The organism is Neisseria mucosa (genome assembly GCF_003044445.1).
GTDB classification, from domain to species: Bacteria; Pseudomonadota; Gammaproteobacteria; order Burkholderiales; family Neisseriaceae; genus Neisseria; species Neisseria mucosa_A.
The window spans coordinates 1-13328 of record NZ_POWX01000021.1 but is presented as its reverse complement, the minus strand read 5'-3'; the positions used below and the strand labels follow the sequence as shown (position 1 = coordinate 13328).

Below are 13328 nucleotides of genomic sequence, written 5' to 3'. Positions count from 1 at the left end.
AATCCAATAATAAAGGTCGTCTGAAAACCAGCTTTCAGACGACCTTTATCAAAAACAACCCTATCGCTACAACTCAAAACCGCTTTCAAACATCCGTGCCTGTCCGCTGACAGGATCGGTAAACTCAATTCGTTTTGCCAAAAGTTTTAAAGGTTTCCCATAATCCTCATCACCTGCCGCAGACGGAACGGGATAAAGCGCATCGTTCATCAGCGGCATGCCCAGGCTCATCATATGCACGCGCAGTTGGTGTTTTTTCCCCGTATGCGGCGTGAGGCGGTAGAGGCTGAACGCGCCGCGGTTTTCGATAAGCTCGACTGTTGTGTGCGCGTTCGGCTCACCTTCCACTTCAAGTGTCGTAAAAAATTTTTCCCCGCGCACCATGCGTGAAGAAATGTTTAGCGGATAAGCTAAATCCGTCCGCGTCGGTGCGATTGCTTCATAAGTTTTACAGACAGTTTTATTTTGAAACATGGTTTGATAATCGCGGCGCGTGGCAGGATTGTGCGACAGCAGCATGACCCCTGCCGTATCCTTATCCAAGCGGTGAATCGGCGTAATGTCCGCTACATTCAAATGCTGTAATTCCGGCCGCAGGCGCAGGCGGGTCAGCAGCGTTTCACGCAAAAAACGCCCGCTGGGGATGACGGGCAGAAAATGCGGTTTATCAACCACGATAAGATGTTCATCGACAAACAGAATCTTCTCTTCAAAAGGAATCCGCGGTTCGCTGTCTCTGCTGGTTTCACGGTAATAAAACATCGTCTTGCCGGCTTCAAACACCGTATGCTCGTTAAGCGGCACCCCGTCCGCATCCACCACGAAGCCGCTGTTCAGCCGCCTGCGCCAATTTTCTTCACCGATAAAAGGAAAGCGTGTGCAGAGAAAATGCAGGAGCGGCAGGCCGTAGAACTCTTTTTCATGCGGCAGCACCAAATAGCTGGGCTTTACACCGTTTAAAAGAGGGAGGGGATTGGAGCGTTTTTTCATGTGGCGGATTGCTTATAGAAAAAATTGTCTGAAAATGATTGAATGGTTCTGTTTTTGATAAACTCAACTGTCTAAATGGATTTAAGCTTTTAATTTAGCGTTTTGTCATTGTTTATTTTGAAAAATTTACAAAAAATTGTTGACAATAAATATTTGATAAATTAATTTTTGAAAAATATGATGAGAAATAGAGAAAGACATTAAAAATATTTTCATCCCAATTTTTCGTTTGTACCGTCTGTTGCTATAGCCGAACTTCCTTCAAATTAGGAGTCATTGCAGAGTGATAGGGAAAGGGGCAAATTATAAGCCGCTGTCAGTTATGTAAATAGTGAAAGTCGGCATTCGGAATTATCTTCTATTATCTATATCCAGAAAGGCTCAGCAAGTTTTATTTCCATTCCAACTGAACTATGAGATGATAATCGGAATATGGGTTTGGGTATGGTGGGATTACGTTATGGCATAAGCGAAAACGCAGGGTTGTACGGTAATGTCGATTATTTATGGAAGAAAAGCTGTATTACAAATGGTATGCTTGAAATAAAGTCAAGGATAAGAGTCTATCAAATATCAATTAGGGATTAATTATATTGTGTTTAGGACGCTAAAAATCCGGCTTTATCAAATCATTTGTTGGCGGAGTTATAGGAGAAGCTTGCCGGTGGATATGCGCCATCATATTTATCCGCATCTTCTCCATCAAGAAAGCCACCGCTGACTCCAATTTGAATAGTGATGAGAAATGTCAAATTTGTACATAACATTTTCTTTGATGATTGCATTTAATATTATTTTACGCAAATTATATATAAAATTTGCTTGTAAAAATAGTTGGTGTGAGTTCATCTATTATTTTGTTATCTTTTTTATTAATGTTCACATATTTGTTCATTATGTGAAATGGTGAGATACACGGCAGTCAAGATGATATATGTTGAGGCCTTTGCAAAATTCCCCAAAATCCCCTAAATTCCCCTAAATTCCCACCAAGACATTTAGGGGATTTCTCATGAGCACTTTTTTCCGGCAAACCGCACAAGCCATGATTGCCAAACACATCGACCGCTTCCCACTGTTGAAGTTGGATCAAGTGATTGATTGGCAACCGATCGAACAGTACCTGAATCGTCAAAGAACCCGTTACCTTCGAGACCACCGCGGCCGTCCCGCCTATCCCCTGTTGTCCATGTTCAAAGCTATCCTGCTCGGACAATGGCACAGCCTCTCCGATCCCGAACTCGAACACAGTCTCGTTATCCACATCGATTTCAACCTGAGACCTTTGTAAAATAAAATAGCCCTTTTCCCAAAAAACAACCGAAACTCAAGCACAGATTTTCGACTGTTGGAGAAAAGAAGGTAAAAGAGAGCTATTTTGCAAAGGTCTCGGCTTGTCTGAAAACGGATTCACGGTTTTCAGACGACGTTTGAGATCGTATGAAAGTTTGAAATAATAGTGTGAACGGCAAAGAACGCGTGTGTGCGTCCGCATCACGCTACGTCGGTTTTAAAGTTTATACCGCCCGTGGTTGGTGAGAATACGGGCTACGGCTTACTATAGTGGATTAACTTTAAACCAGTACGGCGTTGCCTCGCCTTGCCGTACTATTTGTACTGTCTACGGCTTCGTCGCCTTGTCCTGATTTAAATTTAATCCACTATACTAGTATTCATAAAGCTGTTAGGCATACTGGTCAAAAATCGTTAAAGAAAGGTTACTAAAAATGAGAAAACTATCAATATCATCAGATGAGGGATTGGTTTCAACAGGAATAATTCAACAATTCGCCGAAGATGTAGGGGTCGTTTTTCCTGTTTCATATGTATCACTTCTTAGTAAACATGATCATTTATACCCTAAAGAAAATATGTTCAATTTTGTCAATCAATACGGTGAAAATGATGAAAGGGATATTTCATTTTTAGGGTATAAACAAAATTTAGGCTATGAAGATATTTATAGCTATTCATGTATTGATGATGAATATGGGTATGCAAAAAAAGTGATTGCTTTTGGGATTTCAGCTAATGGCGATTATATCTGTTTTGATTACAGAAAATGCAATGAAAATCCATGTATCATTCTGATGCATCATGATGATTTTTATGAAGATGAGAATGGAGATACGAAAATGGTAACTAGCCATATTGCAGATAGTTTTGATGCTTTTTTGGATATGCTATATGAACTTTCAGATTAAGTGCGTAGGCACTGTATATGGCAACCGTGGTAGCGACACGTTTTGAACCGCTTATTCGGGATTTCTATCAACGCCTGCTGTCCAAGGGTAAGCCGTATAAGGTTGCCGTTACGGCATGTATGCGCAAACTGCTGACGATATTGAATGCCCGGATGCGTGATTATTTTGCCGAAAACGGTATCCAAACGGCTTGATTTGAGTTTTGGTATTTTTGCCCGACGGGGTGAAAAATACAGTTGCTACGTCGGTTTTAAAGTTTGTGCTGCCCGCGGTTGGCCGGAATGCATGGTTACATGCTGCGCTACCTCAATAGAAACACGATCGAAAAGGACGATATTTCTAGCAATTTTCAATTTGTAGCGTGGGCTATGCCCGCGAAAATATGAAAGGTCGTCTGAAACCTGTACGCAGGCTTTCAGATGACCTTTGCTTTTCTAAAAAACAATCCGTGGGCAGAACAACCCCCGCTACAGTTGGCTCAACGTATCGCCATCTCCAAAACTCCTGCGCTGAAAATACAAAAAGGTCTCAACTTATTATTGCAAAGACCTCAGGAATGCCATCCTTGCCTTATTGCGGCTGCTTTGAATATACGGGGTCGTCTGAAAAATCGCTGAGCCGGTTTTCAGACGACCTTTTTGCTCAAAACCTTCATCGCCGAAACCTCACAACTCCTTAAAAATCAGCTATAATTGCCGACTATTTTGATTCCGGTATCCCTATTTGAAATGGCACAAAAAATCCAATCCGTCAAAGGCATGAACGACCTTTTGCCCGTCGAACAGAAAGATTTCAAACTGACCGCTGCGTTTTGGCAGGCGTTTGAAGATGTGGTCGGCAGCTGGACGCGTGCTTATGGTTATCAGCAAATCCGTACGCCGATTGTCGAGCAGACGGGTTTGTTTGTCCGTTCCATCGGTGAAGAAACCGATGTGGTGGGTAAGGAAATGTACACGTTTTCCGATTCCAACGATTCTTTGAGCCTGAGCCTGCGCCCGGAGGGTACGGCGTCCTGCCTGCGCGCGGTGGTCGAACACAATTTGTTGTACAACAGCCCGCAAAAGCTGTGGTACATGGGTCCGATGTTCCGCCGCGAACGTCCGCAAAAAGGACGCTACCGCCAGTTTCATCAAGTCGGCATCGAGGCGTTGGGTTTTGAAGGTCCGGACATCGACGCGGAAATCATCGCCATGTCGGCGGATTTGTGGGACAAGCTGGGTATCCGCGATTACCTGACTTTGGAAATCAACAGCTTGGGCAACCGCGAAGAACGTGCGGCGTACCGTACGGCTTTGGTCGAATATCTGACCTGTTATGAAGACAAATTGGACGAAGACAGCAAACGTCGTCTGAAAACCAATCCGTTGCGCGTTTTGGATTCCAAAAATCCCGATTTGCAGGAAATCTGCAATGCGGCGCCGCATCTGACCGATTATTTGGGCGAAGAGTCGCGCAATCATTACAGCCGCTTCAAAGCCATGCTGGAAGGCTTGGGCATCCAATACGTCGAAAATCCGCGATTGGTGCGCGGCTTGGATTATTACAACCAGACCGTTTTTGAATGGACGACCGACAAACTCGGCGCGCAGGCAACGGTGTGCGGTGGCGGACGTTACGACGGTTTGATTGAAGAACTCGGCGGCAAGCCCGCTCCGTCCATCGGTTTTGCAATGGGCATCGAGCGGCTGCTGCTGCTGGTTAGCGAATGCGGTTCGCTGGAAGTCAATGCCGCGCCTGACGTGTACGCCATGCATCAGGGCGAGGGCGCGGATTTGCAAGTGATGAAATACGCGCAAGCCTTACGCGCAAAAGGTTTCAACGTGATGCAGCATTCCGGCTATCAAAGCCTGAAAGCGCAAATGAAAAAAGCCGACAACAGCGGTGCGCACTTTGCCCTGATTGTCGCGCAAGACGAATTGGCGAACGGTACGGTTACGCTCAAAGACATGAACGGCGCACACGGTCAGCAAACCGTCGCCGCCGACGATTTAATCCACACTTTACAACAATGGAAGAACGCATAAATGGCAGCCCATCTCGAAGAACAACAAGAGTTAGACAATTTTAAATACTTTTGGAAAAGTACCGGCCGATGGCTGTTTGCCCTGCTGATGGCGGCGGCGTTGGGCTATTTGGGCTATACCATGTATAAAAGCCATAAAGCCTCGAAAAATCAGGAAGCTGCTGCGGTATTGGCGAAAATCGTCGATAAAATGCAGGCAAAAGCCTCGCAAGCCGAAGTTAACGCCGATTTGACCAATCTTCAGCAAAACTATTCGGATTCTATCGCCGCCGCGCAAGCAACGCTGATGGCGGCTGCGACAGAATATGATGACCGCCGTTACGACGTGGCTGAAGGTCATTTGAACTGGGTGCTGCAAAACCAAAAAGCCCCGCTGATTCAAGCATTGGCGGCGCAGCGTTTGGGTATCGTCCTGTTGCAGCAGAAAAAATACGATGCCGCGATTGCAGCCTTGAACACCAAAGTCGAAGCCGATTTCGAGCCGCTGCTGTTGGAAGCGAAAGGCGATGTTTATGCCGCGCAAAACAAAACCAAAGAAGCCGCGCAAAGCTATCAGCAGGCTTTGGAAAAGTTGCCTAAAGACGCTATCGAACGCGAATTGCTGCAAATGAAGCTGGATTCGCAAAAATAAGGTCGTCTGAAAAATTGAGAGACGTATGCGGCTTGTCGGAATCTTTTCGGCAAGCCTTGTCTGTTTTAATTGTGTTCCACTTTATATAGTGGATTAAAATAAAAATGAGAAAAGGCAGCAATGCAGATAGTACATAAGGGCGTTGGCAACGCCGTAGCATTGCAATTTTCATCCACTATATTTTCAGACGACCCCTTATCCTTTTTAACCTACCGTGTTTTGAAAAACACCTGCTCGTGTTGCAGGTTCGCTTCCGAACCGACACTTGACACAGAAAGATCCCATCATGAAACCTACCATCGCCCTTGTCGGACGACCGAACGTCGGCAAATCCACCTTGTTCAACCGCCTGACGCGCACCAAAGACGCGCTTGTACACGACCTGCCCGGCCTGACCCGCGACCGCCATTACGGACACGGCAAAATCGGCAGCAAACCTTATCTCGTCATTGATACCGGTGGTTTCGAGCCGGTCGTGGACAGCGGCATTTTGCACGAAATGGCGAAGCAGACTTTGCAGGCTGTCGATGAGGCCGACGCCGTCGTGTTTTTGGTGGACGGCCGCACCGGTCTGACCCCGCAAGACAAAATCATCGCCGACCGCCTGCGCCAAAGCCCGCGCCCCGTTTATCTGGCGGTAAACAAAGGCGAGGGCGGCAATAGAGCCGTGCTTGCCGCTGAGTTTTACGAGCTGGCATTGGGCGAGCCGCACGTTATTTCAGGCGCACACGGCGACGGTGTGTATTACCTGATTGAAGAAATTTTAGAAAACTTCCCTGAACCTGAAGCCGAAGAAGCCGATGTAAAACATCCTGTTTTTGCCGTTATCGGCCGTCCGAATGTCGGCAAATCCACGCTGGTTAACGCCATTCTCGGCGAAGAGCGCGTGATTGCCTTCGATATGGCGGGCACGACGCGCGACAGTATCCACATCGATTTCGAACGCGAAGGCAAACCGTTTACCATCATCGATACCGCAGGCGTGCGCCGTCGTGGCAAAGTTGATGAGGCGGTGGAAAAGTTCTCCGTTATCAAAGCCATGCAGGCGGTTGAGGCGGCAAATGTTGCCGTTTTGGTGTTGGACGCGCAACAGGACATCGCCGACCAAGATGCCACGATTGCCGGTTTCGCCTTGGAAGCGGGGAGAGCGCTGGTGGTTGCCGTCAATAAATGGGACGGCATCAGCGAAGAGCGGCGCGAACAGATCAAACGCGACATTTCCCGCAAACTGTATTTCCTCGATTTTGCCAAGTTCCACTTCATTTCCGCATTGAAAGAACACGGTATCGACGGATTGTTCGACAGCATTCAGGCAGCCTACAACGCCGCCATGATTAAGATGCCGACGCCGAAAATTACCCGCGTCCTGCAAAGTGCCATCGAACGCCAACAGCCGCCGCGCGCAGGTTTGGTGCGCCCGAAAATGCGCTATGCCCACCAAGGCGGCATGAACCCGCCCGTGATTGTGGTACACGGTAATTCGCTGCACGCGATTTCTGACAGCTATACGCGTTACCTGACCCAGACGTTCCGCAAAGCCTTCAACCTGCAAGGCACACCGCTGCGGATTCAATACAATGTTTCAGAAAACCCGTATGAAAATGCGGAAGACAAACCGAAGAAAAAACCGCTGCGCCGCGTCAGCCTGAGCAACCGCATCGAAAAACGCGAGGGCCGCAAGGAAGAGAAAAACCGTTTTAAAAAGAAAACCAAAGTCAGCGTGAAAAAGCAGCACAGCAAATAAATCTGACGGAACAAGGGGCGTACCGCAAGTGTGCCCCTTTTAGATTGCAGTCAGAGAGAATAGGGCGGTTGGAGATAAATTTTTTTGAAGATGTTTGTGTAAGATTTTGTAACGGAAAGGTTTTATCCGAAAACAAGGTCGTCTGAAAATCCAAATCTGCCAATCTATGCCTAATTGCAAAAATCGTTCGTATTGAAATGATTTATATAACGCATTTGGGTAAAAAATCGTTGGAAAGCCCGTCGTTTGATAGAGGTTTGCATATTCTTACGGAAAAATAGTTGGTAATTTTTCTCGTTCGGGTCTACAATCCGACTCATGTTCGTTTTCAAAACGATTTCAAAATCATAATAATGGAGCTTAGAATATGACAGCTAAAGGACAAATGTTACAAGATCCTTTTTTGAATGCGTTGCGTAAAGAGCACGTTCCGGTTTCGATTTATCTGGTCAACGGTATCAAACTGCAAGGCCAAGTCGAGTCGTTTGACCAATACGTCGTTCTGCTGCGTAATACTTCCGTTACCCAAATGGTTTATAAACACGCCATCTCAACGATCGTTCCTGCCCGTGCCGTAAGCCTGCAACACGAGAACAAACCCCAAGCCGCTGCGGCTGCCCCGGTTCAAGTTGAGACCGTGCAACAACCTGCCGAATAATGTATGTAACGCATTAATCGATTCTGATACCTTACCGCTTGGCCGGTAAGGTATTTTTATTTTCAGACGACCTTTAATTTTATGCAGCTCGAAAACATCCTCCCTTTTGCACACATGCTTCTCAAACAAGCCTTAAAACCCGATGCCCGCGCTTTGGACGGTACGGCGGGAAACGGCAACGATACGCTGATGCTGGCACGTTCGATCGGCAGCGGCGGGAAAGTGTGGGCGTTTGACGTTCAAGAGCAGGCATTGGCAAACACCCGAATGCGCTTGGAAGAAGCGGGTATGGCGGATAGGGCGGAGCTGATATTGGACGGACATGAAAACCTTGCCGCCCATATCCGCGAACCGCTGGACGCGGCGGTATTCAATTTCGGCTGGCTGCCCGGCGGCGATAAAAGTTGTACGACAGAAGCGGCAACCAGTATCCGCGCGTTGGCATCCGCCTTATCGCTGCTGAAAACGGGCGGGGTGGCGGTTGCCGTCCTGTATCCGGGGCATGAGGCGGGGCTGCATGAAGCGCAGGCAATCGAAGATTGGGCGCAGCGGTTGCCGCAGGATGAATTCGCCGTTTTGCGTTATGGTTTTATCAACCGCCGCAACCGCCCGCCGTATTTGTTGGCGTTTGAAAAGTTACGTCAAGAATGAATGTTTGGGGTAGAATAGGCGCTTCTTTCAAAAACAATAACGTGCGACCGCTATGCAATATCTGTTTGTAAAATACAGCCATCAGATTTTCGTCACCATCACCATTTTGGTGTTCAATATCCGCTTCTTCCTGCTTTGGCGGCATCCCGACAAACCTTTGGCGGGCATCTGGAAAGCCCTTCCCCACCTCAACGACACCATGCTGCTCTTTACCGGCTTGTGGCTGATGAAGATTACCCACTTTTCGCCCTTCAACGCGCCCTGGCTCGGCAGCAAAATCCTGCTGCTGCTGGTTTACATCGGGCTGGGCATGGTCATGATGCGCGCCCGTCCGCGTTCGCCGAAGTTTTATACCGTTTATGTTTTGGCAATGGCTTGCGTCGGTTGCATCGTCTATCTTGCCAAAACCAAAACGCTGCCGTTTTAAAAAGGTCGTCTGAACATGCCGCAAACCCATTTTGCCGTCATCGCCTTGGGCAGCAACCTTGCCGAACCCGCCCGCCAGGTCTGCGCCGCCTTGTCCGCGCTGGAGGCGCATCCGCAGATTCAAATCGAAAAAACTTCCTCGCTGTATGTGACCGCGCCGGTCGGCTACGACGATCAGCCTGATTTCGTCAACGCCGTTTGTTCCGTCCGCACTTCATTAGACGGCGTTTCGCTGCTTGCCGTGTTGAACCGCATCGAGGCGGATTTCGGGCGGGAACGCACGTTCCGAAACGCCCCGCGCACATTGGACCTGGACATCATCGATTTTGACGGCATCTCCAGCGACGACCCGCATCTGACCCTGCCGCATCCGCGCGCGCACGAACGCAGCTTTGTGATGAAGCCGCTGGCTGAAATCCTGCCCGATTTTGTTTTGGGCGGACACGGACGGGCGGCTGCTTTGGCGGCTGCTTTGGGAGATGAAGGCATACGTCTGTTGGAAGCTGTTTGAAGCAAGGTAGTGAAATAAAAACGCCTGTTTGCTTTGATCGCGTGTCGAAGTTTCTATTTGAAGCAAGCTAGGTTCAAGAGGTCGTCTGAAAAGGGAAATGGCTTGGCAGTTTCCTTTTTCAGACGACCTTTCAAGAAGGACGGCGGCAGGTTTGGGCAAATTCCGTCGGTCTGATAAAATGCCTCTTTCCAAAATATCAAAACAAAATCATTAATCAAACCATGAACTACCGTTATATTGTCGTCGAAGGCTCCATCGGCAGCGGGAAAAACGCCTTGAGCCGCCGCCTTGCAGAACATTTCAGCGCGCTGTCGCTGGCGGAAAACCCCGAACACAACCCCTTCCTCATGAAGTTTTACGCCAACGCCTCCCATCACGGCTTGGCAACCGAGCTTTTTTTCCTGATGCGCCGCGCCGAAAGCGTGGACATCATCAAAAACGAATACGCACAAGGCGGCATGGTGGTCGCCGATTTCCTGTTGGAAAAAGACCGGATTTTCACGCCGGTCGTGTTGAATGAAGACGAGCAGCAGCTCTTTGCCGATTTGAAACAAAAAATCCTGCCGCAGTATCCCGCGCCCGATTTGGTGATCTACCTGCAAACCGCTGTGGACGGCAACCGCAAACGCCTGCAAAAACGCGGCGACGGCATCATCAATCTTTTCCCCGAAGGCTATTTGGGGCGGATACACGAGGGATACAGCCAGTTTTTCCACCTTTATCAAAATTCCCCGCTGCTGACCGTCAATGCCGACGAGTTGGACTTGCAAGGCAATGACGAACATTTCCAACTGTTGCTCAATGCGCTGAACGATTTGCAAGGAACGCGCAATTATCTCAATTTGAGAGAACGCTGACGCAGTTTGCAAGATTGTGGTGAAACGCCGAAGCGGCTATGTTGGGGGATTCATTTTATTCCTTGCCCGCTTCTGCGTTTCCGTCTTAGGTCGTCTGAAAGGAGACATCATGACCCAATACCGATTCACTTTGCCCTCAAGCAGCGGCAACGACTTCGATTCTGCCGAACATCTGCCGCTGATTGTCTATTTCTACCCCAAAGACAGCACGCCCGGCTGTACCACTGAAGGTCTGGATTTCAACGCCCGTTTGCCGCAATTTAAAGAACTCGGCTATACCGTCGTCGGCATCTCGCGCGACGGCGTGAAATCGCATCAGAATTTTTGCGCCAAACAAGGCTTTAATTTTGAATTGTTGAGCGACAAAGACGAAACCGTGTGTAAAATGTTTGACGTGATCAAGCTGAAAAAACTGTACGGCAAAGAGTCTTTGGGCATTGAGCGCAGCACATTCGTATTGGACGCAAACGGCGAAATCATCCACGAATGGCGCAAAGTCAAAGTTGCCGGACACGCGCAGGAAGTGTTGGAAACGCTGTCCCGATAAACCGTAATGCAGCAAAAGGTCGTCTGAAAACGAACAGAGCGGGCTCTGCCCAAGCAGGTTTTCATTTTCAGACGACCTTTTATAGTGGATGTCAATCAGGGCAGGGTTGGCTTGTCCTGATTCATATTAAATCCACGATACACACCATCTTCGGACTGCCCGTAAAACCCCATGACCGACGAACTCATAGACAAACTGCTCGAATCCCTGTGGCTGCAAGACCGTCTCAGCCACAACACCTTGCAAGGCTACCGCCGTGATTTGGAAAAAATCGCCGCGCGCTTGGAAGCGGGCGGGCATACTTGGCTGGATGCCGAAGCCGCCGATTTGGCGGACGCCGTCTATGCGGCGGACGAAAAACACAGCTCGCAGGCGCGTGCCTTGTCCGCCTGCAAACGCCTATACGCCTGGCTGGAAGAGACCGAGCGTCGGACGGACAACCCGACCCGTTTTCTCAAAGCCCCGAAACAGACGCAAAAACTGCCGACCCTGATTACCGAAGCGCAAATCGAAAAACTGCTTGCCGCGCCCGATACCGAAACGCCGCACGGCCTGCGCGACAAAGCCCTGCTCGAAGTCATGTATGCCACAGGTCTGCGCGTAACCGAAGCCGTCAAGCTCCAGCTGGGCGACCTCGACCTCAATCGCGGCTGCATCCGCACCATAGGCAAAGGCGACAAACTGCGCATCGTACCTATGGGCGAAGAAGCTGTTTACTGGATCGAACGCTATTGCGCCGAATCGCGCCCGCTGTTGCTCAAAAACAAAATCTGCGACGAAGTCTTCGTCAGCCAAAAACGCAGCGGCATCTCCCGCCAACTCGCGTGGATGATTGTCAAAAACTACGCCGAAACCGCCGGCATCACCTCACTCAGCCCGCACGGCCTACGCCACGCCTTCGCCACCCACCTCGTCAATCACGGCGTCGATTTGCGCGCCGTACAACTCATGCTCGGACACGCTAACATCAACACCACACAAATCTACACCCACGTCGCCAACATCCGCCTGAAAAACATCGTTGACGAACACCATTCGCGAAACTAAACGATTCCATTAAAAAATTCGTCTGAAAACGGAAATCTCGTTTTCAGACGACTTTTTTGTTGACATGGCATTAAACATTCAAAATAAGTTATTTTGGAAAATATCAATCGAAATATGAATTTCAATAGAAAATTACCAAGATAAACCAAGAGGTAGACCTTGCAATGCAAACAGTTTTTATTTATATTCATGTTTAAGAATAAAACACACTATCAATACCGAGCGAAAGAAAACACGGAGCACATTATGTTTGTCTGCATCTGCAACGCCATTACCGACCACGAAATCAAAGAAACCATCGCCGCCGGCGCAAGTACGATGAGCGATTTGCAGGCTCAATTAGGAGTAGCTACTTGCTGTGGATGTTGCAGCGAATTGGCTGCTTCGTTTCTGAATATCAACAATGCCCAAACTACCATTACCGCCGGCATTAATGTTCAGTCTTAATTTCATCTAAAATTAAAAAAGGTCGTCTGAAACCAAAATTTTTGGTTTCAGACGACCTTTTACATCTACTCTAAAATAAAACGGTATATGCCGAATTGCCGTTTTGAAGTTAATCGGCTATACCTTACAATCTCGATTTCCGTTTACAGTAAAGAGTCTATTATGAAACTGACGTTGATGTTTCGCGAATATTGCAGCCTCTGCCACAAAATGCGCGAACAGCTTAAACCGTATCAAGAAAGATTTGGCTTTGAGCTGGAAATTCTTGATGTTGATGAAGATCCTGTCTTGGAAGAAAAATATAATGAACTTGTCCCTGTTTTGCTTGATGGCCAAACAGAAATTTGCCATTGGTTTTTGGATGAGGAAAAATTGAAAACCTTCTTGGAAACAAAATGTAATGGGTATAACGGCTGAAAGTATTTCTGTTTTGATAAGTTGGTTTCTAAAAATTGAAAACAGCTCGAGACCTTTGCAAAAAAGCCCTTCCCCCGACAGCCGGAACCCAAACACAGGTTTTCGGCTGTTTTCGCCCCTAATTGCGCCTAATTTTACCCAAATACCCCCTTAATCCTCCCCGGACGCCCCATAA

General features: G+C 48.1%; 14 protein-coding genes and 2 pseudogenes. 15 read left to right on the top strand and 1 reads right to left on the bottom strand.

Translation table 11 applies throughout. From position 1 onward, the window contains the following. Positions 1–66: 66 nt before the first annotated feature. On the bottom strand, positions 67–990 hold the full coding sequence (locus tag DBY90_RS10680) for an RluA family pseudouridine synthase (RefSeq protein ID WP_070493975.1): 924 nt from the start codon (positions 988–990) through the stop codon (positions 67–69). 1012 nt (positions 991–2002) lie between these two features. Here DBY90_RS10680 and DBY90_RS10675 point away from each other — a divergent pair. The 15 genes and pseudogenes from DBY90_RS10675 to DBY90_RS10595 all read left to right on the top strand — a co-directional run. Next, positions 2003–2269: pseudogene (locus DBY90_RS10675) on the top strand (transposase); the annotation flags it as partial. Between the two features lie 448 nt (positions 2270–2717). Then, positions 2718–3194 carry an SMI1/KNR4 family protein gene (locus tag DBY90_RS10665; protein WP_070492941.1) on the top strand — a complete coding sequence of 159 codons (477 nt, stop codon included), beginning with the start codon at positions 2718–2720 and terminating at the stop codon, positions 3192–3194. Positions 3195–3205: 11 nt separating this feature from the next. Continuing rightward, a pseudogene (locus tag DBY90_RS10660) lies at positions 3206–3388 on the top strand (IS110 family transposase); the annotation flags it as partial. A gap of 534 nt (positions 3389–3922) precedes the next feature. Further along, positions 3923–5218 carry a histidine--tRNA ligase gene (hisS, locus tag DBY90_RS10650; protein WP_070492944.1) on the top strand — a complete coding sequence of 432 codons (1296 nt, stop codon included), beginning with the start codon at positions 3923–3925 and terminating at the stop codon, positions 5216–5218. Then, complete coding sequence (locus tag DBY90_RS10645; protein WP_070492947.1) at positions 5219–5848, top strand: YfgM family protein; 630 nt, start codon at positions 5219–5221, stop codon at positions 5846–5848. Positions 5849–6134: 286 nt separating this feature from the next. Then, positions 6135–7592: a ribosome biogenesis GTPase Der gene (der, locus tag DBY90_RS10640; RefSeq protein ID WP_070492950.1), complete on the top strand. Its 1458-nt coding sequence runs from the start codon at positions 6135–6137 to the stop codon at positions 7590–7592. 367 nt (positions 7593–7959) lie between these two features. Beyond that, a complete protein-coding gene (gene hfq / locus DBY90_RS10635) occupies positions 7960–8250 on the top strand; it encodes an RNA chaperone Hfq (RefSeq protein WP_003755341.1) in 291 nt (96 codons plus the stop codon). 81 nt (positions 8251–8331) lie between these two features. Beyond that, a complete protein-coding gene (locus DBY90_RS10630; RefSeq protein ID WP_070492953.1) occupies positions 8332–8901 on the top strand; it encodes a class I SAM-dependent methyltransferase in 570 nt (189 codons plus the stop codon). Between the two features lie 52 nt (positions 8902–8953). After that, positions 8954–9328 carry a SirB2 family protein gene (locus tag DBY90_RS10625; RefSeq protein ID WP_049226782.1) on the top strand — a complete coding sequence of 125 codons (375 nt, stop codon included), beginning with the start codon at positions 8954–8956 and terminating at the stop codon, positions 9326–9328. A 15-nt stretch (positions 9329–9343) separates the two neighbouring features. Further along, a complete protein-coding gene (gene folK, locus DBY90_RS10620; RefSeq protein ID WP_070492956.1) occupies positions 9344–9838 on the top strand; it encodes a 2-amino-4-hydroxy-6-hydroxymethyldihydropteridine diphosphokinase in 495 nt (164 codons plus the stop codon). A gap of 221 nt (positions 9839–10059) precedes the next feature. After that, entirely contained in the window at positions 10060–10695 is a 636-nt protein-coding gene (locus tag DBY90_RS10615) for a deoxynucleoside kinase (protein ID WP_070492959.1), read from the top strand. Between the two features lie 109 nt (positions 10696–10804). After that, the gene (locus tag DBY90_RS10610; RefSeq protein WP_003742666.1) at positions 10805–11242 is read left to right on the top strand and encodes a peroxiredoxin; all 438 of its coding nucleotides are present in this window, start codon (positions 10805–10807) and stop codon (positions 11240–11242) included. A 171-nt stretch (positions 11243–11413) separates the two neighbouring features. Next, positions 11414–12289, top strand: a complete 876-nt coding sequence (xerD, locus tag DBY90_RS10605; RefSeq protein ID WP_070492963.1) for a site-specific tyrosine recombinase XerD — start codon at positions 11414–11416, stop codon at positions 12287–12289. Positions 12290–12535: 246 nt separating this feature from the next. Further along, positions 12536–12736 carry a (2Fe-2S)-binding protein gene (locus tag DBY90_RS10600; RefSeq protein WP_016686532.1) on the top strand — a complete coding sequence of 67 codons (201 nt, stop codon included), beginning with the start codon at positions 12536–12538 and terminating at the stop codon, positions 12734–12736. A 162-nt stretch (positions 12737–12898) separates the two neighbouring features. Continuing rightward, positions 12899–13153 (top strand): glutaredoxin family protein, encoded by a 255-nt coding sequence (locus DBY90_RS10595; RefSeq protein ID WP_049229147.1) that lies wholly within the window; start codon positions 12899–12901, stop codon positions 13151–13153. Positions 13154–13328: the final 175 nt, after the last annotated feature.